Genomic DNA, 24429 nt, shown 5'->3' with positions numbered 1-24429 from the left:
CTAATAACTTAATCAGATATCAATAAGCATTATGAGTAATCAAAGCAAAAATTTCGCAACCGAGGCACTCCATGCCGGCTACAATCCAAGTGACAATCAGTTTGGTTCGGTAGCAGTACCGCTCTACGACAATACCGCCTACGTCTACAAAGACAGTCAGTATGCAGCCGATGTCTATGCCCTTAAGGTGGAGGGGCCGATCTATACAAGGCTCAATAACCCTACTACCGATGTGCTGGAGCATCGCATAGCAGCGGTAGAGGGCGGTGTGGCGGCTGTTGCCACCTCGTGCGGTCAGTCGGCCATCGCCACCACGCTACTCTCCCTCCTCAAGTGTGGCGATCATATTGTGGCGAGTGAAAGCCTCTATGGCGGTACCTTTAATCTCCTCACCAGTACCCTTCCCCGCTACGGCATCCATGCCACTTTGGTCGATGTAGAAGACCTAGAGGCGGTGCGTAAGGCGATAAAGCCCGAGACCAAACTGGTGTTGGCTGAGGTGCTGGGCAATCCTCGGCTCAATCTACTCGATGTGCCTGCCCTAAGTGCCGTAGCTCACGAGGCTGGCTTGCCACTATTTGTGGATAACACTTGTACCGTGGGGCTTTACCAACCACTACGAGAGGGAGCTGATGTGGAGTTCCTCTCCCTTACCAAGCTAGTTTCGGGTAATGGTACCACGATGGGCGGTGCGGTGATCGATAGCGGTCACTTCGACTGGGGCTGTGGCCTTTTCCCCGACCTATCGGAGCCCAATGACTCTTACCACGGTCTCTCCTTTAGTCACGCTTTTGGCAAGGGGGCATTGATAGGTTGGCTCCGTGCGGTAGGTCTGAGAGATATCGGCACCTGCATCAGCCCTTACAATTCGGCTCAGATCATCAAGGGACTGGAGACCCTTTCCCTCCGTGCGGTACGTGCTTCGGAGAGTGCTCTAAAGGTGGCAAAGTGGCTCGAAGCCCATCCTTTGGTGGAGTGGGTACGCTATCCACTATTAGAGAGCCATGAAGCTTATCAGCGGGCGAAAGAGACCTTGCACCGTGGAGCGGGCGTGTTGCTCACCTTTGCCCCTAAGGGCGGGTACGAAGTGGCAAAGCGACTGGCCGAGCGGACGGAGCTCTTCAAACTGGTTGCCAATATCGGAGACTCTAAGTCGATCCTTATCCACCCCGCCAGCACCACCCATGCACAGCTTACGGAGGAGGAGCGAAATAGCATCGGCGTGAGTGATGACTTGATTCGTATCTCCATAGGATTGGAGGAGGCGGAAGACCTAACGGCCGACCTCGATAACGCACTCAATAAAGCACAGAAAGCATGAAACTATCCTATCTCTCTATCCCCAATTTTGTCACTCACCGAGGTGTAGAGCTTGAGGAGGTGGTACTGAGCTACGAAGTAGCTGGTTGCCCACTCGGCACTGCCCCTATTGTATTGGTCTGCCACGCCCTTACCGGCAATTCATCGGTAGCTGGTCCTACCGGTTGGTGGGCAAGTCTTATCGGCGAAGGGCAGGGGATTGATACCAGAGCGTACACTATTCTGAGTTTTAATATCCCTGGCAATGGCTATGACGGCAGACTCTGCTACAGCTTTGATGCCTTTGACTTGAAGGATGTGGCACGCCTCTTTGTGGCGGGGGTGGAGCAACTGGGGATTGAGCAGATAGAGATAGTGCTAGGGGCCAGTATGGGCGGAGCATTGGTATGGCAGATAGGTGTTTTGATCCCCGATAAGTGCCAGCAGCTGATCCCGATTGCTAGCCATTATAAGGCGAGTGATTGGCTCCTAGCCCAGACCGAGGTGCAGCGCCTCTTGCTTGAAGGGCCGAAGCCACTGGAGCATGCACGCATCCACGGGATGCTCTGCTACCGAACCCCTCAGTCGCTCAACCACCGCTTTTCTGGAGAGCAATGCAGTGATGGTACACCTAAGATTCTTGATTGGTTGCACTACCATGGCAAGGCATTGGCGGAGCGATTTCAGTTGCACGCTTATCAGGTGATGACCTATCTCACCAGCACGATTGCTGTGGCACAGAGGGCTGAGGAGCTTCGTTTCCTTAGGGAGAAAGTGAGCATCGTGAGCATTGATTCTGATCTGCTTTTTCCACACTATCAGGCAGAGGAGACGGCCGCCACGCTAGGGGTACCCCTTTATACGATTCATTCGGAGCACGGGCATGATGCCTTCTTGATGGCTTATGACCAGCTCACAGAGATTATCCATGATATACTATTGAATAACGAAAACCAACATTATGATTGCAACGAAGATAGGTGAGCGTCCGCTCACAGAGCCAATAATACCTTATAGTAAGATAGCCCTAACCCCCTCCTTCCACCGAGCCACAAGGGAGAAGCACTTTTTGGCACACGATGAGGTACCCAAGGTCTACCTCGCAGTGGTGGGGCACGGCACGGTGGGGGGAGCCCTACTGGATCAGATTGTGTCGCAAAGGGAGGAGCTGAAGCAACGGAAAGGGGTGGACTTGGTGGTCTTTGCCGTAGCCAATTCACGGAGAACTCTCTTCTCAAAGGGGGGGATCGGTGCCTCGTGGCGTGAAGAGGTAGCAACGGCCAAAAGGAGTGCGGATAGTGTGCGGGAGATTATTCACTATGCAAAGCGGGAGCAGCTACAGCATCTGATATTTATTGATAATACCTCTTCCGCCGAGATTGCTAATCGATATACGGAGTTGGTTCGGGCTGGCTTTCATCTCGTTAGCTCTAATAAGGTGAGTAATGCACAGCCGATCCAAGGGTACAGGGCACTGCGGGAGACGCTAGAGCTCTACCACAAGAGCTATCGCTACGAGACCAATGTGGGGGCGGGGCTTCCGCTAATCGATTACCTTCAATTGCTCCACCTGTCGGGCGATAAAATCACCTCAATTAGAGGACTATTCAGTGGGTCGCTTGGTTTTATCTTCAATGCCTTAAGTGAGGGAAAACCCTTTGGTAAGGTGCTCAGGGAGGCGGTGGAAAGTGGGTTTACGGAGCCCGATCCTCGGATAGACTTGAGTGGGGTGGATGTGGCTCGCAAGGTGCTTATCCTGTCACGCGAATTGGATCTGCCATTCAACTTAGAGCAGGTAGAAGTGGAGAATCTGGTACCTCGCTCTTTGCAGAATGCATCTCTGGAGGAGATGTGGACAGCTCTGCCCGACTTTGAAGCCCATATCTCGGCACTCACAGCGGTGAAGAAGGGCGAGGTGGTGAGGTATGTAGGCACTCTCCAGATGCCCGATGGCGAAAAGCCAGCCCGTCTGCAGTGCGGTTTGCAGCGACTGCCCGCCAATCATATCCTTGCTCAGGTGCCAGGGGCAGATAGTTGCTTTGAGATCTATACCGAGAATTATGGTTCGCTCCCCATTGTGATCCGTGGTGCCGGTGCCGGTGCTGCGGTCACCGCCCAAGGCGTCTTTGGAGATATCCTCCGCACCGCCGAGGTGCTTTTTAACTGATTGATGCTTGGTAACTCCTAAGGGGTCGTGCTTTTTTGGTATATTGCGGTTTGAAGAGAATGTTGCACGAAGTGCCATTCTCGCACATTTGATTCAAATGTGCTGAGACTTTGAACGAAGGATGAGATGCAAGGCGCTAAGGGTGAGGGTGCTGGGAGCGTACTAACGTACGTGACCGAGCCCGAATCCCGAAAGCAACGAAGCAGATCGCCTTCATGCAACAGTCTCTAGAATTGATCAAATCACTTTTCTATACCAGAAAATGGAGAGAAACGTTTACGACGTTTTCATTATAGGTGCCGGCCTTGCTGGCCTCAATACCGCCTACCACCTTTCGAAGGAGAGAAGGGTAGCCCTCTTCTCATCGGCCACTTTGGAGGATAGCAATTCCTACTTTGCTCAGGGCGGTATGGCCGCGGTCACCTTCTCTAGCGATAGTCCTAGAGAGCACTATGAAGACACTATGGTACTGGGGATCCCCGGCACCAATTACCCCGTTCTAAACGCCTCAAGGCAATTAACAAAAAACCACCCTTCTAAATGAGACAATTACTTTTATTTGTTTATATTGTTTTCGCCTGCACCTTAGCATATGGACAATCAATTAAAGGACGCTTGACTGATAAAAAAGGTGATCCTATAGAGTTTGCTTCTGTAGCATCTATCTCTCTGGCGGATTCTACGCATATTTATTCTTTTGCGGTAAGTCAAGAGAACGGGCGTTTCGAATTGGATAATTCAAATTGTGCTGTTGATTCTGTTATATTGAAAGTAAGGTTTATGGGGTTTGAGACGATGAGAATCGTTGTGCCTAAGAACTATTCATTTGCTATGCCTATAGTACTCAAACCAACAGATCTGATGCTTGACGAAGTAGTCGTCTCTTCGTATAAAAAGGCTTTCTCGCTGGTTGATGGCAAGATAGGGGTAGATGTAGGGAGGTTAAGTAACAATGCAGCGGACAATGTGCTGGATGTACTCAAACGAACGCCGGGTGTGCAAGTCTCTAAAGATGGTATAACCATGCAAGGAAATAATCCTTTGGTAGTAATTGATGGAGTAAAACAGAGGCTACCAATTGAGACTCTTGTGAATTATCTTAGATCTATGCCTGCATCCAATGTGGAGAAGATTTATCTCCAAACTAATGCTCTGGCGGAAAATAGGCTTTCACAAGGAGGTGCGACCATTGAAATCATCACGAAAAAGAAACGGTTGGATGGATATAGTATTGGAAACACTACCCATGGAACACAACACCGAAACCAAGCGTATAGAGTGGGAACCTATTTGGATATGCTTGGTAAGTATGGCAATTTATCAGGTAACGCTTCACTTGGCTACAGTAGGCCATCCTATATCTCTAATAAAATAGAGTCGTACTCTTCTAATTCTAATCAGAGGGAGAGAGAGATAAAGAGAAAGGATTGTGATTTAAAGAATTCATATTTTGGGGTATTAAACCTCACATGGGCACCTAAAGTGCTCAATGGTAGCGTCAACTACTTTCTCTCTTATTATATAGATGATGTGAAGGATAAGTCGGAGGAGGAGTATTGGCTAGCAAAGACTCTAGAGAGAACTGCCGACAGAAAAGAGACCGATTGGATGGATTTACTTTCGACCAATATTGAGTATATCTCAGCAGACACTCTTAAGAACCAATTTAAAGCATCGTATGGCTTCCTTACTGGTCTTAGTGACTATGAACAGTCTTATAGTAACAGTTTGGGAGGTGTTCATAGCACGACTAAAAACATGGAGGGCTATAGACATATTATAGAAGCTGAGTACAAACTCAAGTTGCCGAAACTAGAATTTAAAGTGGGTACGGAGTCCTTTTTCTCTCAGATGAAAGAAAGTACAGTGCAGAATACTGTTAACTCTGACTTTTTAGTAAATGAAACCATAGTCGGAGCCTATACATCTGGGAATCTCAGAATAACTCCTGATTTATCTTTATACTTAGGTGTGCGTGGTGAGTATTCACTTTACAATTACCAATTTCGAGAGAATCTAAAGACTGAAGAGTGGAGTATGGCACCTTTTGTATTGATTAATTGGAAAGCGACTAAAAACTATTCAACTACCTTTAATTTTACTATGAGGAATGACCGTCCAGGATATTTCTCGTTGTTGCCTGGGCAAACTTATAATAGTGATGAAGAATATAGCGTAGGTAATCCACTTCTTAAGCCCTCTATGCGGTATAGCTTGAAAAGCCAGCATCTATTTTTTAAGTACTTCGTGGTTACTTTTGGTGCTACTTTTGATGAAAATCTTTACGGATCGACCTATAATATTGACGAACATGGTGTAAGATATATAATGCCAAGGAACTATGCGGACAGACTCTACTTTTTTGGTAGTATGTCTCTGCCATTTTCCTTCTTTGACGGTAAACTAAGAGGTACACTCTATTTATATGGTCAAAACGGGAGATACTCCAATATAATTTCTGAGTTAGATAATTCAATAATTAATCCCCAAAAAACTTGGAGGAGTAGTGGCGATATATATATTAGCTATCAGCCTAATGATCGTTTGGGAGTCTATATCAATCCGTATTATAGAACAGTTACAAAACTCCTTCAGAAAACAATCAAAGGGTATTCGACTATGGATTTCGGTGTGCAGTACTCATTTCTAAAGAAGAAGAATCTTGTAATGGCAGTATCTGTTGAGGATATTTTTAATCAACGAGGTTCAGAGGTTATATATAACTATGGCGGCAATCTGGTGAAGTCCATAGAACTTCCAAACACTCAAAGTATCCGACTGGCTATCACCTACACTTTTAGCCAGAATACTAAAACTATTCATGTGAATAGAAATGAAAATGACACTTCTCGCTTTAATAGATAAATAGTCTAAAAATACTAATGGGACTGATAAATGTTTTTTATCGGACACCAAAGTACGTAACCACGGCTCCGCTGCCAATTCCTTGCTTAGGGGTCGTGCTTTTTTGGTATATTGCGGTTTGAAGAGAATGTTGCACGAAGTGCCATTCTCGCACATTTGATTCAAATGTGCTGAGACTTTGAACGAAGGATGAGATGCAAGGCGCTAAGGGTGAGGGTGCTGGGAGCGTACTAGCGTACGTGACCGAGCCCGAATCCCGAAAGCAACGAAGCAGATCGCCTTCATGCAACAGTCTCTTGAATTGATCAAATCACTTTTCTATACCAGAAAATGGAGAAAAACGTTTACGACGTTATTATTATAGGTGCCGGCCTTGCTGGCCTCAATACCGCCTACCACCTTTCGAAGGAGAGAAGGGTAGCCCTCTTCTCATCGGCCACTTTGGAGGATAGCAATTCCTACTTTGCTCAGGGCGGTATGGCGGCGGTCACCTCCTCTAGCGATAGTCCTAGAGAGCACTATGAAGACACTATGGTGGCGGGGGCGGGTCTTTGCGATCCCGAAGCGGTGCGTGTGCTGACCGAGGAGGCACCCAAGGCGGTGGAGGAGCTGGAGCGGCTCGGGATGCAGTTTGATAGTGTCGATGGGCATCTCGCTTTGGGTCTTGAGGGAGGGCATCATCATCACCGCATTTTACATGCTGGGGGCGATGCCACAGGGCGTCAGATCTCCCGCTTTATGATTTCTAAGGTAAAGGGGGAGTCTGGGATTACCCTCTTTGAACACCATACATTGATAGCGTTGATTGTGGAGGAGCAGCGCTGCTATGGAGCATGGATATGGGATGCCGAGGCAAGGCAACTAGAGGCGTACTACGCCCACTCTGTGGTATTGGCTACTGGCGGAGCCGCCGCTCTCTATAGACCCACTACCAATCCACCTACCGCATTGGGCGATGGCCTTTCGATTGCCTACCAAGCTGGGGCAGTGGTGCGAGATATGGAGTTTATACAGTTTCACCCCACCGCTCTGCACCTCAAGGGTGCCCCCTCCTATCTGATTAGCGAGGCGGTTCGTGGCGAGGGTGCTTATCTGCTCAATCCCGATGGGGAGCGCTTTATGGTCGGTCGACACCCTTTGGCCGAATTGGCACCTCGTGATGTGGTGGCGCGTGAGATCTATAGCGAGATGCAAAAGTACGATGTGGATAGCATCACCCTCTCCCTTCGTCACTTGGATCCCCAGAAGATATACCAGCGCTTCCCCACCATTTCAAAAGAACTACAGAAGTATGGGCTCGACTTAGCCACCGAGATACCGATTGCCCCAGCAGCGCACTACACAGTAGGTGGTGTGCGGGTAGATCTCAATGGACACACCTCTATCGATGGCCTTTATGCCGTAGGAGAGGTCTCCTCGACAGGGCTGATGGGTGCCAATCGACTCGCTAGCAATTCTCTCGTAGAGTGCCTTGTCTACTCCACGAGGATCGCCCGCCATATCGAGGAATTAGCCGATTCGCCAATGGTTTACCCCACTACTATTCAGCCTCCTGTACAGCTCCGTGAAGGCTTTGACGATGAGGTGTGGATGGCAGAAAAGGGACGGAAGATGATGAAGCGCCTAGGCAAGATATTGATGAAGCGAGCGGGTATCGTGCGAAGCTCTAAGCGTCTGCAGAAAGGACTGGCAGAGGTGACGGAGCGTCTTTCGGAGTTGGAGGACTTGGCGAAGGAGAGTATCGCCGTGCGGGAGGTGTACAATCACCATCTGGTGGCTCAGCTGATTATGCTTTCGGCAGAGTTTAGGGAGGAGAGCCGCGGGGGACATTATCGCAAGGATTTCCCGGAGACTTTGCCACCAGAGGCAACCTACCATACAGAGATACAAGAGAATAAGATTACTAAAGTAAAATACCATGAATAGAGAATACTTACTGGACCAATTGATAGATATTGCCATAGAGGAGGATATCTCCACTGGCGACCTTGCCACTAATGCACTGATTGGCAGAGGTGAGCGTGCTACTGCACTTATTACCGCCAAGGCTGATGGTGTGATTTCGGGGCTAGCGGTGGCGGAGCGGGTGTTGGAGACCATTTCAACGGAGAAGTACCTCTTTGAGCCTTATCTCCAGGATGGTGATCGTGTGGCAAAGGGTGATAAGATCCTTAAGATCGAGGGCACCTATCGCGACCTCCTCACTAGTGAGCGCCTGATGCTCAACTTCCTACAGAGGATGAGTGGTATTGCCACTGCTACCCGACAAATGGTCGACCTGATTGCTGGCACGAAGGCCCAATTGCTCGATACCCGTAAGACGGTGCCAGGGCATCGGCTGACTGATAAATTGGCAGTGAAGCATGGGGGTGGTACCAACCACCGTATGGGTCTCTATGATATGGCGATGATCAAGGATAATCATATCAAAGCGGCAGGCGGCATCTCTAAGGCCATCAAGCAGGTGAAGGCAACGCTCCCTATCTCGGTAAAGGTAGAGGTGGAGACCACCAATCTGGAGGAGGTACAGGAGGCATTAGAAGGGGGTGCCGACATCATTATGCTGGATAATATGAGCAGCGAGATGATGAAGGAGGCGGTAGCTCTGATTGGCAATAAAGCAACGACGGAGGCGTCGGGAAATATCACCCTCGAGCGGATCCGTGAGGTGGCGGAGACGGGGGTCGATTTTATCAGCGTTGGAGCTTTGACGCATAGCGTCCGTGCACTAGATATGAGTATGAATTTTGAAGTGAGTAAGTAAAGATGGAGGCTATTATAAAGGAGATCAACCGACTGAAGAAGGAGAAGAATGCTATTATCCTAGGACACTATTATGCCCGACCTGAGGTGCAGAGGGTGGCCGACTACCTAGGCGATTCCTTGGGTCTGTCGAGGGTGGCAGGCGAGACGGATGCCGATATCATCCTCTTTTGTGGGGTGGAGTTTATGGCGGAGACCGCCTCGATTATTTCGCCCGATAAAAAGGTGCTGATCCCAGTGAAGGGGGCTGGCTGTACGCTGGCTCAGTCAATTACAGCGGCGGGGATCCTGACATGGAAGCGGAAGCACCCCGATGGAATTGTGGTGAGCTATGTCAATACCACTGCTGAGGTAAAGGCGGTAACGGACTATTGTGTCACTTCGGCCAATGCCCTTAAGATTGTGAAGCAACTGCCGGAGGGACGACCTATCCTTTTCACTCCCGATAAAAACCTTGGGGAGTACATCAAGATCGCTACAGGGCGGGAGATGGATATCTGGCAAGGGGAGTGCTATGTGCATGATGTGATCACCACGGAGATGGTTGAGCACTTCCTCGAGAAGTATCCCGATGCAGAGCTCCTGATACACCCTGAGTCGGCAGCATGCAGCAATCGCCAACTCTTGGAGCACCCAAGGGTGATTGTGGGGTCGACGACTAAGATAATGAACCGTCCGTCGGAGAGTAAGTACAAGCAATTCCTGATCGCAACGGAGCCAGATACGCTAGCAGAACTAACCCGTCAGTATCCCGACCTAGACTTCGTGCCGGTGATCCCAGAGCATAGGTGTGAGTATATGAAGCTGACAACACTGGAGAATATCCACGACGCTCTCCTCCACGAGCAGTATGAAGTGAAGGTGCCGGAGGAGCTGAGGGAGAAGGCGATAGTATCTATTGATCGGATGCTAGAGCTCTCCTAATGGCTTGGGTGCAATGAAGCTCAATGCTGAGATACATCTACGGGAGTTGAATGGGCAGAAGATCGGGGTGATCATGACGCCTCTTGGGCTCGATTATACCAAGGTATTGGAGCTCAATGAGAGTGCCGCCTATCTAATAGAGGAGACAAAAGACCGCGAGTTTACCGAGGAGGCCTGGATCACCCTCCTACAGCGTCGCTACCAAATCTCCCATGAAGCGGCTACCCAAGATGCCCGCAAGCTCATTGATGCCCTCACCACTGCCCGCCTCCTCAGCCACTAATATAATCCCTTGTCGAGGTCCAACTGCAGATGACCAAGGGGGTAATCAGTACCCATAATAGACGACCCTTGTGGTTGCACTTAGATAAGATAGTGCGACAACAAGAGAATGTTGCACGAAGTGCCATTCTCGCACATTTGACGCAAATGTGCTGAGACTTTGAACGAAGGATGAGATGCAAGGTGCTGAGGGTGAGGGCGCTGGGAGCGTACTCACGTACGTGACCGAGCCCGAATCCCGAAAGCAACGTAGCAGATCGCCTTCGTGCAACAGTCTCAACAAGGGTCAAATTTTATTCCGTGCTCAATCAAAGCAAAAAATGAGTTGCAACTAAGCAATCGCTGAGATGCAACTAAGCAAATGACGAGTTGCAACAAAGCAAATGCTTAGTTGCATCTCAATTTTCGCCTTTCTAATCCACTGATTTATTGCAGGATAGAAGAGGCGTATTTTCGACTTGTCCGATAAGGCAGGGGTTACGCATTAGAAAAGCCTATGTGGCATTCATTGGAGTATTATTGGGGAAAGGACCTCGGTAGAGGTCCGTGTTAAATAGGCACAGGTCGGAGGGGCGTAGCCCCGAACGACCTGTGTGTAAGAGCATATTCCCTACCTCAATGACCCCGGCTGAGGGGTCAGACCTAGATAGGTTGTCCGACCCCTCAGCCGGGGTCGTAGGATATGGGTGGATATCGTTTTCCCCCAGTCGTTCGGGGCTAACGCCCCTCCGACATGGGGGCTAGGATCCGTCGGACCTCCTGCGGAGGTCCTTTATCGTGCTCAGGATAGGGGTGCCCGACTTGTCTGAACTGTCCGACTTGTCCGACTTGTCCGATAAGGGCATCCAGAGCACCCGACAGGGTGCCATTCAGCTAGCCCCCAGTCGGAGGAGCACTAGCTCCGAACGACTGGCGGGAAGAGGTTATGGTATAGTATTCGACCCTTGTGGTCGCACAAGCCGATACGGGTGCGACCGCAAGGGTCGTAGGGTTTGGGGTGCTAGGTTACCGCCAGTCTTCGGCTCTGCGGGCCGCGACTGGGGGCTATCTGAGTGGTATCCTGTCGGGTGCTGATGGTAGAAGCCCGAAGAGGTTACACTCTGCAATTCATAGGTTGTTATCTATATGCAACCCCTTCGGGGTAGTGAGATTGTGTTGGGCTCTGCTACCCAAGCTTCACCTTCCGGATCGCTGTCGCTTGCCCTCAGAGGAAAGCTTGGGTTACTACATGGTGAACCCCCTTTCTGGGTTTCCTTAATCACTGAACAATGACATACCAACAGGCACCTGCAGAATTGAGGGTAATTGATTAATTTGCTCAGTTAGAAAAAAAAATGTACATTTGCTATGTGAGTTTTCACTAAGATTACAACTTAAAGTTTACTAAATTATGAGACATGAAAAATTAAGCGTTAACGAGATGATGAATCTTTATGGTGGTGTTTCTGTTGAAGAGTACTGCCGTGATTTGCGTGATTTAATGGCTGGTGATTACGCCGAAAATGAATGGACTGATGAGCAATGGAGAAATGCAGAACGTGCATATGAAAGACATTGTAAGCACTAAATTAAATGGCATAGGGAGTTTCTTTTGAGACTCCCTATGCGTTTTTGGTATGGCGGGCATGTCATACATCTGTGTGAAAGTCCACTCGGAGCGTAGTTGCCAACGAACCCCATAGCGACTTGCAAGTTTCAAGGGGCAACCCTTGGGAGAGAAGAAGCAATAGCGAATTCGTGGTCTGACGAGCAGAAACCTAATACTAAATACTAAGGCGTATCAAGCGGACAAGCTGGCGCAAGACAGTGAATATCCTTAAGGCAACCGTAACCTTGATGCGTAGATTAGGCAGGTAAACGATGAAAGATGTATGGCTTATCCCGTGAGGTCTCGGCAGTCCTATAGGATAGTAACAACGAATGTCGAGGAGTCAGCAGAGGTTGAAGTAGCCGTTTTCGTGCTGAACAAGGCGAAGGATCGAATAATTCGTAGCGTTAATCAAGAATGTATGTTCCGATGTCTTTGCTGACGAGTGGCAACGTTCAAAACGTCAATGCGAACGCCCACATAGAGCTAAGCACACGAGTATAGGAAGCGGAAATTAAGAAAGACGGAAGATGAAACTAATCGAATATGATTAGTTACTCTTTGAAAACGAATTAAACCGCCGTATGCCGAACGGCACGTACGGTCGTGTGAGAGGGAAGGAAACGAAAGTAGGTCAGAAAACTTTCGTTTCCCGACCTGTTTGATTGAGAATACAGAAAAAGAAGTAAGGTCTTTGATTAATAGAATTTGGTGTTGGTTGGTAAGTACAGCACACATATGTTACCTCTGTATGAAAAGGTTATTGATATTAGTTTTTTTAAGCTTGTTCTGTCTAAATTCATTCGCTCAAGAGCTACAAATGGTCGTTCAGTACGACTTAAAGAAAGTTTTGAGTATCTCTAGGGGTGATTACTGGAAACCACAAACTTTCTTTCTTGAGATAGGACAAGATAGCGTGCAGTTTTTTAGCATGAAGAGCTGGAGTCACAGATATAATAGTAAGGACCCAGAGTACAAGGCTAAAAGGGATCAGATGTTTCAACTAGCCTTTGAGAAAATGACCTCTGGACAATCTAGGCCAGGAGAATTTGCACAAAGCTTTCCAACGATGGGAGAATATCAAGTAATCACCTACTATTTAAATAATCCAGCATTCCTAAAAGTATATGATAAGCTTGACTCTGAATACTTTTGGTATCCTGATTCAGTTGAATTAGACTGGGAACTAGGCGAAGAGACTAAAATAGTTCTTGATTATGAGTGCTATAAAGCAACTACTAAATTCCGTGGGCGAGAGTGGCATGCTTGGTTTACCCCCGAGATACCACTTTCTCTTGGTCCTTGGAAGCTGAGCGGTTTGCCTGGTCTTATTTTGGAAGCTTATGATACGGATCGCCATTATATTTATGAAGCAACAGGCTTAGAGCAAGGGGGTGAATTCCACGATACTTCCATCTACTATAAAGAACCTATTATGGAGACCACCTTTGAAATTTTCACTAAAAGTAAGGCTAGATTCAATGAAGCAGGAGGTTTTATTGGTCTTTCAATTGGAACACCATCTAACAGCAACAGCTCAAGCCAAGATGCAGGGGAAGACTCTCCTAAACCTCGCGAAATCCTTCAGTGATGCACATATAGTTGCTTAATATCTTGGGTATGAGTATTCGGCATAATTCAAGGAGAGTATAGTGCTCTTGTAAATAAGTCTTTTGCCTACATAATTTTGAAAAGTGTCATTGAAGGAATTGATAATAACAATATGGTAGTCTAAAGAAGCTTGGTTGTAGTAGATTATCATGTATTATTTTCAGATAAAAACATCATGGATTCGATGAAAAATAGGTACTATTATACAGATTTGCTGATGCACTTTTTGAAATTTCTTGGCGTAAAGCACTCTAGAAAGGAAGTGGAGGTGTGTATCCTTTCCTCGGAATACTATCCATCGCTTCTGTCAATAGTCGAAACACTATTTGTTTACGGTGTAGAGAGCGATGCTATAAAAGGGGATATCCAAACTCTTCGTTCTCTTTCAAATCCTTGCATAGCACAACTTCAAGAAAATGGAAAGACTTGGTTTGTAGTTTTTGTGAGCTACTCTAATGGTATCGTCAACATTTATGATGCAAGACAACATAAGAATATTACACTAACCGAGGATGATATTGCTAATCTGTGGACTGGAATAATAGTCATTCCTACGTCTACTCCACCGAGAGGTAAGACTAATCAACAATGGAACAAAGTATTTGGGGGTATCTTTCTGATAACAGTTTTTTTTGTGGAATGTGTATGGTTTGTTCCAGATATACTACTGTCATACTTACTTCTTTGCTTGATGGGCATTCTTTTGTCAGTACCATTGGTAAGACAGTCTTTTGGATTGTCTAACAATGGTGTTTTCTCTGATTTTTGTAAAAGAGGGGGTGTGATTGACTGTGAAAGTGTCGGACATTCTAAATTGGCAAAGATAGGAGGAGTTTCATTAGCAGAAATATCTCTAACCTACTTCTCGTTTAGAGTTTTTCTGATAATATTGGGGCGCACAATAGAAATAGATCAAGTCCTACAAGTGTTAGCCCTCTTTTCTCTGTTGGGGTTATTTGTCGCTATTTTGTCGGTTCTTTATCAGTTCACTGTAGTTAAGAAATGGTGCCTATTTTGTTTAGGAATAGCTTTCGTTGTTCTTTTGGAGAATTGCCTAGATCTATACTTTATACAACGAGGCTGTATGCCTACGCAGATGATAGATTTTACGGCATCGACAGGAATTATTATGAGTTTTGTATTTTCACTTACACTGCTTTTTATTATTAGATATGTGCTAAATCTAGAGAAAAAGAAGAATGAGGATAGATTAAAGTTACTCAAAATCCAAAGGAATACAAATGTTCTAAGAGCCATAATCTCAACATCAACTAAAGCTCCGGTCAACCAATTTCAAGATTTGACAATAGGTAATTCTGGAGCTGATACTGTTGTCACAACCCTTATTAGTCCCTATTGTCCTAAGTGTGCTGATGTGATAAGAATAATGGTGAATTTACTTAATAAACATCCAAGGAGTATTCTTTGGAATATCAGATTAGATGGTATTCTTGAGTCACAATTGAGCCCTATAAATATGTGCCAATATGACCTCTACTCTAAATTGAAAGAGACAAGAGATATAGACAATCAGTTAAGTCTGATACTGAAATGGAATAAATCCAAGCCTAATAAAGAGTTTATGCCTCCATCTTTCTATTGGGACGAGTATCAGTTGCATATTTCTAATAACCAGCTCTTTTCAACAAACAAAGTCCCTACCATTTGGCTTGACGATATAGAGCTTTCTTCTCTAATAGAATTAGAAACTCTAAGTACTATTCTGTTTAGGAAAGATTTTGGTGTCCTATCTTTATAGTTACTTAGAAGAAATATGGTTACCTTTTTATGGTCATTAATACTAAAACGATTCTGCATCAAACTCATAGACAAGTGATTTATATTTGAATTCCTAAGCATGTTGCATTTTGGTCTGGGATCTAATAGGTCTAATGTACAAAAGACATTTAAGCATATGAAGAAGATATTGTACGCTATTATGTTACTGAGCGTTGCTATGCCCCTCATGGCACAAATTCAAGGGAGCGTGTCTTGTGCCAATGATAATAGTTCAATCACAGGCGTGATTGTAGTAGCAAAGAAGGCGGGGGAGAAAAAGGTTTTGAGCTTCTCAAAAACCGATGACGAGGGGCACTTCAAGCTAAATATCAAGCCCACCTCTGGCCTTTGGCTACACTTCTCCATGCTAGGCTACGCCAAAGATAGCCTAGAGCTCACCTCTGGGCAGAGCTATTATGAGATAAAGCTACGTGAGGAGGCGACTCAGCTCAAGGAGGTGAAGGTAACCGCTCAAGCGATTACAGCTCAAGGCGATACCATCAGATATCTAGTCTCTAACTTTAGTGAGATACAAGATAAAAACCTAGCCGATGTGCTGAAGAAGATGCCGGGGATAGAGGTGTCGGAGGGTGGTCAAATCAAGTACCAAGGGCAGGCGATTAATAAGTTCTACATTGAGGGGCGTGATATGCTGGGTGGTCGTTACGGTATTGCCACCAATACCATCCATCCTGATGATGTGGGCTCAGTAGAGGTGATGGAGAATCACCAACCTATCAAAGCACTTGAAGACCTCTCCTTCTCTCAAAACCCAGCCATCAATATTCGACTTAAAGAGGATGCTAAAAGTCGCTGGGTAGGTACTGCCAAATTAGGTGGCGGGTATATGGATACCCACCCTGCACTACTATGGGATGGACAGGCAACAGTGATGAGGTTTAAGAAAGAGAGCCAGGCACTGGTCACCGCACGGAGTACCAATCTAGGCAAAAGTGCAACTTCCTTTAGCTCCAATCTGATCTTTGAAAGCGATGGGTCGCCACTAGGCGGAGAATACACCCTCTCTGCTCCGCTAAGCATCTCTCCCTCACTCCCCTATCAGCTTGATCGCCACCGCACACGCAAAGGACCATCACACATGGTGAGCACCAACAATCTATGGGGGTTGGGTAAAAACATTGACCTCACAAGCAAGATTAATTACAGTCACCAAACCGATCTTTCTAAGAGCCGCTCCACAATGATTTACCTCCTCAATGACGGTGATAGAGTGATTGAGAGCGAGGAGGAGTCGGAGGCTCGCGACCAAAACCTCTCTATGGACCTCCATCTACTCATCAATCGCCCCAGACTCTACCTGAGCAATAAGCTCTCGGGTGACTTTGAGTGGGACCGCAGTGAGCTACTAACCTCTGGTACTTATCCCAATAGTCAAGCCCTAAGGGGTGAGCGGCAGCGTCTGGAAAATAGGCTCAACCTCCTGATCCGCAAAGGCAATAGGAGCCTCTCAATCCATTCATTTGTAAAGTGGGAACGCACACCAAATAGACTGCAAGTAACCCTACCAGATGAGGCACTAACACAGACACTAGCGGCTCAGCTACTCTTCACTAATATCTCTACCAGCCTCAGCTATATCTTGGGGCGCGTAGTACTCTCTACCAAACTTGGCGTCGCCACCATGCATAGAAGTCTGGAGAGCCAATTAAGCGGTTTAGCTCAGCCTCTCTCGCCCCTCAACAACGACCTAAGTGCCCACTACTACCAACTCTATGCAACACCCCAACTAAGCTATAGCCACAAGAGTTTCAAGAGCGAGATAGAAGTGCCTATGGCATGGACGCCCTATAGCTTTGGGAAAAGTGGTCAGTCAACCAAACTGCACCGCTTTCCTCTCTCGCCTCGTATTCGGATGGAGCTACAGGCCTCCGCACGATGGAAGTTGGTTACTACAGCACGGTACCGCAATGAGATCCTGGATGACCAAGAGTGGTACGATGGATATATCCTCAATAACTATCGCACCCTCTCCCTTGGGCTAGAGGAACTAAGAAACCGAAAGAGTGGCAGTGCCAGTATCAGTGCCAATTATCGCAATGCCCTAGAGGCTCTATTTGCCAATGTTGCTGTTTCTTACAATCAGTTTTGTTTGAGCCATATCAATAGTCGCGAATTCCTAGACCGCTACCTCCTTTTACAGCCAATAGCACAAGAGAGTAGAGGCGATAGCTGGACCATCAATGGCCGTGTGAGTAAGGGCTTCATTTGGTGGAAGAGTATCCTCTCCCTTAACGCTCTCTACTCAGTAGGCAATCAAGAGCTACTGCTACAGAAAGAGCTAATACCCTACCACTATGATAGACTCCTGCTAAGTGGTCAGATTTCTATGCGTCCAGCCCCTTGGGTGAGCCTACTCTACGAGATATCGTACCACCAGAGTGGGCAAGCACCGCAAGGCGAAGCAGTGGATCGAAGAGATAACTACGCGCAGAGACTTGATCTCGCCTTTATACCAAGTAAAGCGTGGCGTCTGGAACTAACAGGAAATCACTATTACAATGAATTGACCAAAGAAGTACGAAAGCATTATCTCCTAGCCGATGCATCGCTTGTATACTCGGCACCAGCAGGATGGGAGCTGAACCTATCAGCACGCAACCTATTCAACAATCGCACCTACAGCTACACCTCCCTCTCCACACTCACTAGCTACACCGCAGAATACCAAATACGCCCACTAGAGCTTTTACTTGGCTTCTACCTCCGATTCTAAGATTGTTCACTCTAAATTATGTTTCTTATCAAGCAAAAAGATGCGATGGATTGTGGTCCAGCGTGCTTGGCTATGGTGGTCAAGCACTATGGACGCCATCCAGATTTAGAGCAAATCCGTGAGGATTGTGCTTTAGGGAAGGATGGGGTTTCTCTGCTGGGTATTAGTAAGGCAGCAGAGAAGCGTGGATTACACTCACTGGGCGGACGTGTTACTTTTGAGAGCCTATCAAGTGAGGCCCAGCTTCCTTGTGTCGCTCACTGGAATCAGAACCATTTTGTTGTTGTCTATAAGATTAAGAAACTTCGTAAAGGCAATTATAGGGTTTATGTAGCAGACCCGGGGAAAGGATTGCTGACTTATACCAAGGAAGAATTTTGCGAGCACTGGGTGAGCACCAAGACCAATGGTGAGGAGAAGGGTATTGTCCTACTCCTAGAGCCGACAGATGAGTTTTATAGCCAAGAACTGTCTGGTGGTGGAAAGCTAGAGAAGGGTAATCGCTTAACCTTTCTTTGGAGCTATGTCAGGAAGTATCATAGGTATTTTGGTCAGATAATATTAGGGCTATTACTTGGGTCACTGATTCAGTTGGTATTCCCATTCCTCACTCAAGCAATCGTTGATACAGGTATCGGAGGGAAAGATATTAGTTTTATCTGGCTGGTATTGCTGGCTCAGTTGATGCTCCTCTTTAGTCGTACAGCGATTAGCTTTATCCGCTCCAAGCTACTGCTTCATATCTCCACAAGAATCAATATATCGCTTATCAGTGACTTCTTTATCAAGCTGATGAAGCTACCGATGAAGTTCTTTGATACAAAGCTAATGGGCGACCTCTTGCAGAGGATTGAGGATCATAGGAGAGTGGAGCAGTTTTTGACCTCTAATAGCCTATCTCTATTATTCTCATTCTTCACCTTTATCATCTTTAGTATCGTTCTAGCCTACTACAACCTAGTGATATTTGGAGTGTTTGTTGTCGGCACACTTCTTTACGCAGGATGGATTACACTATTCCTCAAGAAGCGGAGAACACTTGACTATAAGTACTTCGAACAAGCTGGTAGAAATCGTAATGTGACTTATCAGCTCATCAATGGGATGCAGGAGATCAAACTACAGGGGTGTGAACAGCGGAAACGCTGGGAGTGGGAGGATGTGCAGGCTGATTTATTTAAGGTCAATCTTCAGAGCCTTAATCTCCAGCAAGTACAGCAAGCGGGAAGCATCACCATCAACGAAGTCAAGAATATCCTCATCACCGTACTTGCTGCAACCGCTGTGATACAAGGCAATATGACGCTAGGTATGATGCTGGCAGTGCAGTATATTATTGGACAGCTCAATAGCCCCGTGGAGCAATTGATCCAATTCATCTACTCTTGGCAGGATGTCAGTATCAGCCTAGACCGTATGAATGAAATCCATACCGAGGAGAATGAAGAGAATAGTAACCGACATATTACTAGCTTTCCTCATAATAACTTAGATATTACGGTCGAGAACCTTTCGTTTAAGTACGACATCTACAGCCCGACGCCTATTCTAGACAATCTAAATCTCACCATTCTCAATGGCAAGGTAACAGCTATAGTAGGTGCCAGCGGTAGCGGTAAGACCACTTTGATTAAGCTACTCCTTGGATATTATTCACCATTGGAGGGCAGGATAAAGGTCTCGGGAAAAGACCTTGAGGAGTACAATCTAAGCTGGTGGAGAAGTCACTGCGGAGCCGTAATGCAAGAAGGGTACCTCTTTAGTGACACCATCGCTCGGAATATTGCCGTCAGTGACGACACTCCAAATATTGAGCGAATAAGGGAGGCAGCTCGTACCGCTAATATTGCTGACCATATAGAGAGCCTTCCGCTGGCTTACAATACGATGATCGGGCAGGACGGACAAGGGATTAGTCAAGGACAAAGGCAACGCATCCTGATTGCGAGAATGGTTTATAAAGACCCTACATTTGTCTTCCTAGACGAAGCTACGAATGCCCTTGATGCCAATAATGAACGTGCAATCACAGAGAAACTAGAGAACTTCTACAAAGGCAAAACAGTAGTGGTAGTCGCCCATCGCCTATCTACTGTCAGAAATGCAGACCAAATTGTGGTACTTGATAAAGGAAAGATTGTAGAAGTAGGCAACCATGAAAGTCTTACTACCAGCCGAGGCAAGTACTATGAACTCGTGAAAAATCAATTGGAGCTAGGTAACTGATATGGACGAGCAAGAGAGAAACTACGAGCTGAGAAGCGAAAAGGTGCGGAGCATAGTGGGTCAAATCCCTCCTGCACTCGTCAGATATGGTACAATTATCCTATTTGCCGTCCTGCTGGCCTTATTTGGGATCGCTTACTTTATGCCCTACAAGCAAGTCTATTCAGGCACCATTACCTTTTACGATACGCCATCAACTGCTTATATCAACTTTTCTAATGATAAAGCCCTCACAAGGATTGAAGAACCAACGCCTCTCATCATTCACACTGAGGCTCATGATTATACTATAAAACTGATAAGTATAATGAATGAAAGAGATACACTCAATCGTTATACAGTCAGTATTGAAGAGGCTCAAAATATAAGCAATCTTCGCAATCGCACCTTTGACTTTACCCTAGTTGAAAGTTCGGGTAATCTTTTGTCGCGCTTTCTTCCCAAGAGATAGAGTGGCTCGGTTAATTATTTATGACCTCCAATCGTTGGAGGTCTTTATCTTGCTCTGAAGAAGGTTGTCCGACTTGACTGATAAGAGTATCCAGAGCACCCGACAGGGTGCCATTCAGATAGCCCCCTGTCGGAGGAGTGCTAACTCCGAACGACTGGCGGGAAAAAGGCACGGTATAGTATTCGACCCTTGTGGTCGCACAAGCCGATACGAGTGCGACCGCAAGGGTCGTAGGGTTTGGGGTGCTAGGTTCCCGCCAGTCGTTCGGAGCTATGGGGAGGGCGAGCCTTGACCGGTGGCTATCTGAGTGGCACCCTCGCGGGTGCTGATGGTAGAAGCCCGAAGGGGTTGCACTTTGAGATTCATAGGTTGTTATCTATATGCAACACCTTCGGGGTAGTGTGGATGCGTTGATTCTTACTACCCAAGCTTCACCTTCCGGCTCGCTGTCGCTTGCCCTCAGGGGGAAGCCTGGGTTATTACACCGTGAAACCCCTTTCGGGGTTTCCTTAATCATCGAATAATAACGTACCTGCAACAGTCGTTCGGGGCTTGGGGAGGGATGCCCCTCCGACTTGTTTGAAAAGCCACTATCCAGAGCATTCGATAGCTTATGCGGAGTCTCTTTTTTTTACCGCATCGGCCAGAGTTTCATTGCGTTGAAACTGGAGTTTCTTTGCGTCGAAACTGGAGTTTCATTGCATCGAAACTGGAGTTTCATTGCGTCGAAACTAATCGGTTGAGGCAACAAAAAAGGGCGCCCGTTATGGGTGCCCCTTTTGCAGTATCCTCTTAAAACGCCAAAAGCTGTACTTCGCGTACAGCCTTTGTCGGTCATTCCACAATATATTAGGATGTTAGGTAAGAAAGATTGATTAGGTTATGCTTTTCTGACAACACAAAGGTCATCAAATCTTAACATCTTACCAAGTAAATCCCTATGCTTTATAACACTAGTTTCTTGAATATATATACAATAAACGATGCTATGTATAGCTCCATTAGTAAATATATTTACTTTGCTTTTGCTCCAAGTTGCTCATGGATTTGATTCTCAATGAGTTCCAATAAGTCGGGATTTTCATTGAGGACTTCAATCGCTTTGTCTCTACCTTGTCCCAATTTGGTATCTTCATAGCTATACCATGAGCCACTTTTTCGTATGATATCTAGGTCTGCACCTACGTCAACGATCTCGCCAACCTTGGAGATACCTCGGCCAAACATGATATCAAACTCAGCGCGACGGAAGGGAGGGGCCACCTTGTTCTTTGCCACCTTTACCTTGGTGAGGTTACCGATCACTTCGCCATCAGCATCCTTGATAGGAGTGCTCTTGCGGATATCTAGTCGTACCGAGGCGTAGTACTTCAGGGCGTTACCACCGGTAGTGGTCTCGGGGTTGCCGTAGGCGCCAATCTTCTCACGCAACTGGTTGATAAAGATACAGGTGGTCTTGGTACGATTGATGATACCGGCGAGCTTACGCAGAGCCTGGCTCATCAGTCGGGCATGAAGACCCACTCTATTCTCACCCATATCGCCCTCAATCTCACCCTTTGGGGTCAGTGCCGCCACGGAGTCGATCACGATGAGGTCCATTGCCGACGAACGGATCAGATTCTCAGCGATATCAAGTGCCTGCTCTCCCGTATCGGGCTGAGATATCCAAAGCTTGGAGAGGTCTACCCCGAGGGCTTCGGCATAGCTGCGGTCGAATGCATTCTCCGCATCGATGATGGCGGCGAAGCCACCTTGCTTCTGGCACTCTGCGATAGCGTGGATGGCGAGTGTGGTTTTACCTGACGACTCTGGACCATAGATCTCCACAATTCGTCCCTTGGGGTATCCTCCTACGCCGAGGGCAATGTCGAGGTTGAGGGAGCCGGTAGGGATCACCTCTATATCCTCGATTTCCTGCGACGCCATATTCATGATCGAGCCTTTGCCGAAGGTCTTCTCAATCTTATCCAGCACCGACTTAAGTGCCTTCTCCTTCTGCTGTTGCTCTGCCGATTGCTCCTTTGTCTCTTCCTTTGCCATTACTCTTTATCTTCTTCTAATTGTTTGATCAATTTAAGTACCTGTGCGGCATGCTCCTTGGTCTTGATCTCCCGGCCGGAGAACTTACCTCTCACCACACCCTCCTCATCAATGAGGAAAGTGGTACGCTGCGTGCCCATATACTTTCGGCCATACATGCTCTTCTCCACCCAGACGCCAAAGTCTTGCTGTAGCTCAGTCTCGCTATCCACGATGAGCGGGAAGGGGAGGCTATGCTGCTCGATAAACTTCTGGTGGCTCTTGGCACTATCCTTGCTCACTCCTATTACTTGGTAGCCAGCATCCTGTAGGTCGGCCATGCCGTCACGAAAACTACAAGCCTCGGCAGTGCAACCACTGGTATTATCCTTTGGGTAGAAATAAAGTACCAACTTCTGCCCTTTCAGTCCCTTGCGGGTGTATTCCTTACCATCTTGGTCCACCCCTAGGATTTCGGGGATCTTATCGCCTATCTCTATCATAGCTCTAGATCTATATCGTGAAGCTCATGCCATGGGAGCCCTTGTTTTGCCACCTCCTCTAGGAATGGATCGGGGTCAAACTCCTCGACGTTGAAGACACCGTGCCCACTCCAGAGGCCTTTGAAAAACATCATCGCCCCAGTGGTAGCTGGCACGCCAGTGGTATAGCTAACGCCCTGCGCACCGGTCTCCTTGTAAGCCGACTCGTGGCTACAATTATTATAGATGTAGTAGGCACGCTCCTTGCCATCCTTGATGCCACGGATACGACAGCCGATAGAGGTCTGACCGGTATAATTCTCGCCTAGCTCTTTAGGGTCGGGGAGTACCGCCTTGAGGAATTGGATCGGTACGATCTCCTTCCCCTCATAATTGATCGGATCAATACTTGCCATACCGATATTTTGGATCACCCTGAGGTGGGTGAGATACTCCTGCCCAAAGGTCATCCAGAAGCGTGCCCTCTTGAGGCTTGGGAAGTTCTTCACCAAGCTCTCCAGCTCCTCGTGGTAGAGGAGATAGCTTTCACGCGGGCCTACCTCGGGGTAGGTGAGCGGCTTGTGGATAGATAGCGGTTCGGTCTCAATCCATTGGCCATTTTTCCAATACTTACCCCTTTGGGTCACCTCACGGATATTGATTTCGGGGTTGAAGTTGGTGGCAAAAGCCTTGTGGTGGTCGCCAGCGTTGCAATCCACGATATCAAGATAGTGGATCTCATCGAAATGATGCTTCGCCGCATAAGCGGTGAAGACACTAGTTACCCCAGGGTCGAAGCCACAACCTAGGATAGCAGTCAGCCCAGCCTTCTTGAAGCGGTCCTGGTAAGCCCACTGCCAGCTATATTGATATTTCGCCTCGTCCTTTGGCTCGTAATTGGCAGTATCGAGGTAGTTGACCCCGCACTCCAAGCAAGCATCCATAATGGTGAGGTCTTGGTAAGGAAGGGCTACATTGATCACCAACTCAGGCTTAAACTCATTGAAGAGAGCTACCAACTCCTCCACGTTGTCGGCATCCACCTGTGCGGTCTTGATCTTCGCCTCCTTGATATTATTGGCTATTGCGTCGCACTTTGCTTTATTGCGGCTAGCGAGCATAATGTCGGTAAAGACATCGCTATTCATCGCCACCTTCTTGGCTACTACAGTGCCTACACCTCCGGCACCTATGATCAGTACACGTCCTTTCATATTACTTTTATTCGTCTTAAGG

18 protein-coding genes are annotated in these 24429 nt (G+C 47.1%); 15 read left to right on the top strand and 3 right to left on the bottom strand.

Annotated features, from left to right (window positions below; translation table 11 throughout):
* Positions 1 to 31: 31 nt before the first annotated feature.
* From MWL85_RS10210 to MWL85_RS10140, 15 genes are all read left to right on the top strand, one after another.
* Positions 32 to 1321 carry an O-acetylhomoserine aminocarboxypropyltransferase/cysteine synthase family protein gene (locus MWL85_RS10210; RefSeq protein ID WP_244400631.1) on the top strand — a complete coding sequence of 430 codons (1290 nt, stop codon included), beginning with the start codon at positions 32 to 34 and terminating at the stop codon, positions 1319 to 1321.
* Positions 1318 to 2283: an alpha/beta fold hydrolase gene (locus tag MWL85_RS10205; protein WP_244400630.1), complete on the top strand. Its 966-nt coding sequence runs from the start codon at positions 1318 to 1320 to the stop codon at positions 2281 to 2283. Before MWL85_RS10210 ends, MWL85_RS10205 begins: the two co-directional genes overlap by 4 nt.
* On the top strand, positions 2261 to 3466 hold the full coding sequence (locus tag MWL85_RS10200; protein WP_244400629.1) for a homoserine dehydrogenase family protein: 1206 nt from the start codon (positions 2261 to 2263) through the stop codon (positions 3464 to 3466). The genes MWL85_RS10205 and MWL85_RS10200 overlap by 23 nt, the downstream gene beginning before the upstream one ends.
* 262 nt (positions 3467 to 3728) lie before the next feature.
* The gene (locus MWL85_RS10195; RefSeq protein ID WP_244400628.1) at positions 3729 to 4010 is read left to right on the top strand and encodes an FAD-dependent oxidoreductase; all 282 of its coding nucleotides are present in this window, start codon (positions 3729 to 3731) and stop codon (positions 4008 to 4010) included.
* Positions 4007 to 6331 (top strand): outer membrane beta-barrel protein, encoded by a 2325-nt coding sequence (locus MWL85_RS10190; protein ID WP_244400627.1) that lies wholly within the window; start codon positions 4007 to 4009, stop codon positions 6329 to 6331. Before MWL85_RS10195 ends, MWL85_RS10190 begins: the two co-directional genes overlap by 4 nt.
* 330 nt (positions 6332 to 6661) lie before the next feature.
* On the top strand, positions 6662 to 8257 hold the full coding sequence (nadB, locus tag MWL85_RS10185; RefSeq protein WP_244400626.1) for an L-aspartate oxidase: 1596 nt from the start codon (positions 6662 to 6664) through the stop codon (positions 8255 to 8257).
* Complete coding sequence (gene nadC, locus MWL85_RS10180; protein ID WP_244400625.1) at positions 8250 to 9095, top strand: carboxylating nicotinate-nucleotide diphosphorylase; 846 nt, start codon at positions 8250 to 8252, stop codon at positions 9093 to 9095. Before nadB ends, nadC begins: the two co-directional genes overlap by 8 nt.
* A 2-nt stretch (positions 9096 to 9097) precedes the next feature.
* On the top strand, positions 9098 to 10018 hold the full coding sequence (nadA, locus tag MWL85_RS10175) for a quinolinate synthase NadA (protein ID WP_244400624.1): 921 nt from the start codon (positions 9098 to 9100) through the stop codon (positions 10016 to 10018).
* A 13-nt stretch (positions 10019 to 10031) separates the two neighbouring features.
* Positions 10032 to 10301 carry a PqqD family protein gene (locus MWL85_RS10170; protein WP_244400623.1) on the top strand — a complete coding sequence of 90 codons (270 nt, stop codon included), beginning with the start codon at positions 10032 to 10034 and terminating at the stop codon, positions 10299 to 10301.
* A 1389-nt stretch (positions 10302 to 11690) separates the two neighbouring features.
* The gene (locus tag MWL85_RS10165) at positions 11691 to 11867 is read left to right on the top strand and encodes a hypothetical protein (RefSeq protein WP_244400622.1); all 177 of its coding nucleotides are present in this window, start codon (positions 11691 to 11693) and stop codon (positions 11865 to 11867) included.
* Between the two features lie 772 nt (positions 11868 to 12639).
* Complete coding sequence (locus tag MWL85_RS10160) at positions 12640 to 13479, top strand: GLPGLI family protein (RefSeq protein WP_244400621.1); 840 nt, start codon at positions 12640 to 12642, stop codon at positions 13477 to 13479.
* Between the two features lie 195 nt (positions 13480 to 13674).
* Positions 13675 to 15258 (top strand): vitamin K epoxide reductase family protein, encoded by a 1584-nt coding sequence (locus MWL85_RS10155; protein ID WP_244400620.1) that lies wholly within the window; start codon positions 13675 to 13677, stop codon positions 15256 to 15258.
* 156 nt (positions 15259 to 15414) lie between these two features.
* The gene (locus tag MWL85_RS10150) at positions 15415 to 18012 is read left to right on the top strand and encodes a TonB-dependent receptor (RefSeq protein ID WP_244400619.1); all 2598 of its coding nucleotides are present in this window, start codon (positions 15415 to 15417) and stop codon (positions 18010 to 18012) included.
* Positions 18013 to 18030: 18 nt separating this feature from the next.
* A complete protein-coding gene (locus MWL85_RS10145) occupies positions 18031 to 20238 on the top strand; it encodes a peptidase domain-containing ABC transporter (RefSeq protein ID WP_244400618.1) in 2208 nt (735 codons plus the stop codon).
* A 1-nt stretch (position 20239) separates the two neighbouring features.
* The gene (locus MWL85_RS10140) at positions 20240 to 20689 is read left to right on the top strand and encodes a hypothetical protein (protein WP_244400617.1); all 450 of its coding nucleotides are present in this window, start codon (positions 20240 to 20242) and stop codon (positions 20687 to 20689) included.
* Positions 20690 to 21703: 1014 nt separating this feature from the next.
* On the opposite strand, the gene recA is transcribed toward MWL85_RS10140, so the two are convergent.
* The 3 genes from recA to MWL85_RS10125 are packed head-to-tail and all read right to left on the bottom strand — an operon-like array spanning position 21704 to position 24407.
* Complete coding sequence (recA, locus tag MWL85_RS10135) at positions 21704 to 22732, bottom strand: recombinase RecA (protein WP_244400616.1); 1029 nt, start codon at positions 22730 to 22732, stop codon at positions 21704 to 21706.
* Positions 22732 to 23214: a peroxiredoxin gene (locus MWL85_RS10130; RefSeq protein ID WP_244400615.1), complete on the bottom strand. Its 483-nt coding sequence runs from the start codon at positions 23212 to 23214 to the stop codon at positions 22732 to 22734. Before MWL85_RS10130 ends, recA begins: the two co-directional genes overlap by 1 nt.
* Positions 23211 to 24407 carry a saccharopine dehydrogenase family protein gene (locus tag MWL85_RS10125; RefSeq protein ID WP_244400614.1) on the bottom strand — a complete coding sequence of 399 codons (1197 nt, stop codon included), beginning with the start codon at positions 24405 to 24407 and terminating at the stop codon, positions 23211 to 23213. The genes MWL85_RS10130 and MWL85_RS10125 overlap by 4 nt, the downstream gene beginning before the upstream one ends.
* Positions 24408 to 24429: the final 22 nt, after the last annotated feature.

Source organism: Porphyromonas somerae (genome assembly GCF_022845615.1).
Lineage (GTDB): Bacteria > Bacteroidota > Bacteroidia > Bacteroidales > Porphyromonadaceae > Porphyromonas_A > Porphyromonas_A somerae.
Note: the sequence above shows the minus strand (reverse complement) of the source record. Positions and strands in the feature narration are given on the sequence as shown.

What these genes read in the sequence shown, in the direction of transcription:
- MWL85_RS10160 (WP_244400621.1), top strand. Translation starts at nt 12,640, where the DNA reads ATGAAAAGGTTATTGATATTAGTTTTTTTAAGCTTGTTCTGTCTAAAT.
- MWL85_RS10125 (WP_244400614.1), bottom strand. Translation starts at nt 24,407, where the DNA reads ATGAAAGGACGTGTACTGATCATAGGTGCCGGAGGTGTAGGCACTGTA.
- MWL85_RS10165 (WP_244400622.1), top strand. Translation starts at nt 11,691, where the DNA reads ATGAGACATGAAAAATTAAGCGTTAACGAGATGATGAATCTTTATGGT.
- MWL85_RS10200 (WP_244400629.1), top strand. Translation starts at nt 2,261, where the DNA reads ATGATTGCAACGAAGATAGGTGAGCGTCCGCTCACAGAGCCAATAATA.
- MWL85_RS10140 (WP_244400617.1), top strand. Translation starts at nt 20,240, where the DNA reads ATGGACGAGCAAGAGAGAAACTACGAGCTGAGAAGCGAAAAGGTGCGG.
- MWL85_RS10205 (WP_244400630.1), top strand. Translation starts at nt 1,318, where the DNA reads ATGAAACTATCCTATCTCTCTATCCCCAATTTTGTCACTCACCGAGGT.
- MWL85_RS10190 (WP_244400627.1), top strand. Translation starts at nt 4,007, where the DNA reads ATGAGACAATTACTTTTATTTGTTTATATTGTTTTCGCCTGCACCTTA.
- MWL85_RS10170 (WP_244400623.1), top strand. Translation starts at nt 10,032, where the DNA reads ATGAAGCTCAATGCTGAGATACATCTACGGGAGTTGAATGGGCAGAAG.
- MWL85_RS10155 (WP_244400620.1), top strand. Translation starts at nt 13,675, where the DNA reads ATGGATTCGATGAAAAATAGGTACTATTATACAGATTTGCTGATGCAC.
- nadA (WP_244400624.1), top strand. Translation starts at nt 9,098, where the DNA reads ATGGAGGCTATTATAAAGGAGATCAACCGACTGAAGAAGGAGAAGAAT.
- MWL85_RS10210 (WP_244400631.1), top strand. Translation starts at nt 32, where the DNA reads ATGAGTAATCAAAGCAAAAATTTCGCAACCGAGGCACTCCATGCCGGC.
- MWL85_RS10195 (WP_244400628.1), top strand. Translation starts at nt 3,729, where the DNA reads ATGGAGAGAAACGTTTACGACGTTTTCATTATAGGTGCCGGCCTTGCT.
- MWL85_RS10130 (WP_244400615.1), bottom strand. Translation starts at nt 23,214, where the DNA reads ATGATAGAGATAGGCGATAAGATCCCCGAAATCCTAGGGGTGGACCAA.
- MWL85_RS10150 (WP_244400619.1), top strand. Translation starts at nt 15,415, where the DNA reads ATGAAGAAGATATTGTACGCTATTATGTTACTGAGCGTTGCTATGCCC.
- nadB (WP_244400626.1), top strand. Translation starts at nt 6,662, where the DNA reads ATGGAGAAAAACGTTTACGACGTTATTATTATAGGTGCCGGCCTTGCT.
- MWL85_RS10145 (WP_244400618.1), top strand. Translation starts at nt 18,031, where the DNA reads ATGTTTCTTATCAAGCAAAAAGATGCGATGGATTGTGGTCCAGCGTGC.
- recA (WP_244400616.1), bottom strand. Translation starts at nt 22,732, where the DNA reads ATGGCAAAGGAAGAGACAAAGGAGCAATCGGCAGAGCAACAGCAGAAG.
- nadC (WP_244400625.1), top strand. Translation starts at nt 8,250, where the DNA reads ATGAATAGAGAATACTTACTGGACCAATTGATAGATATTGCCATAGAG.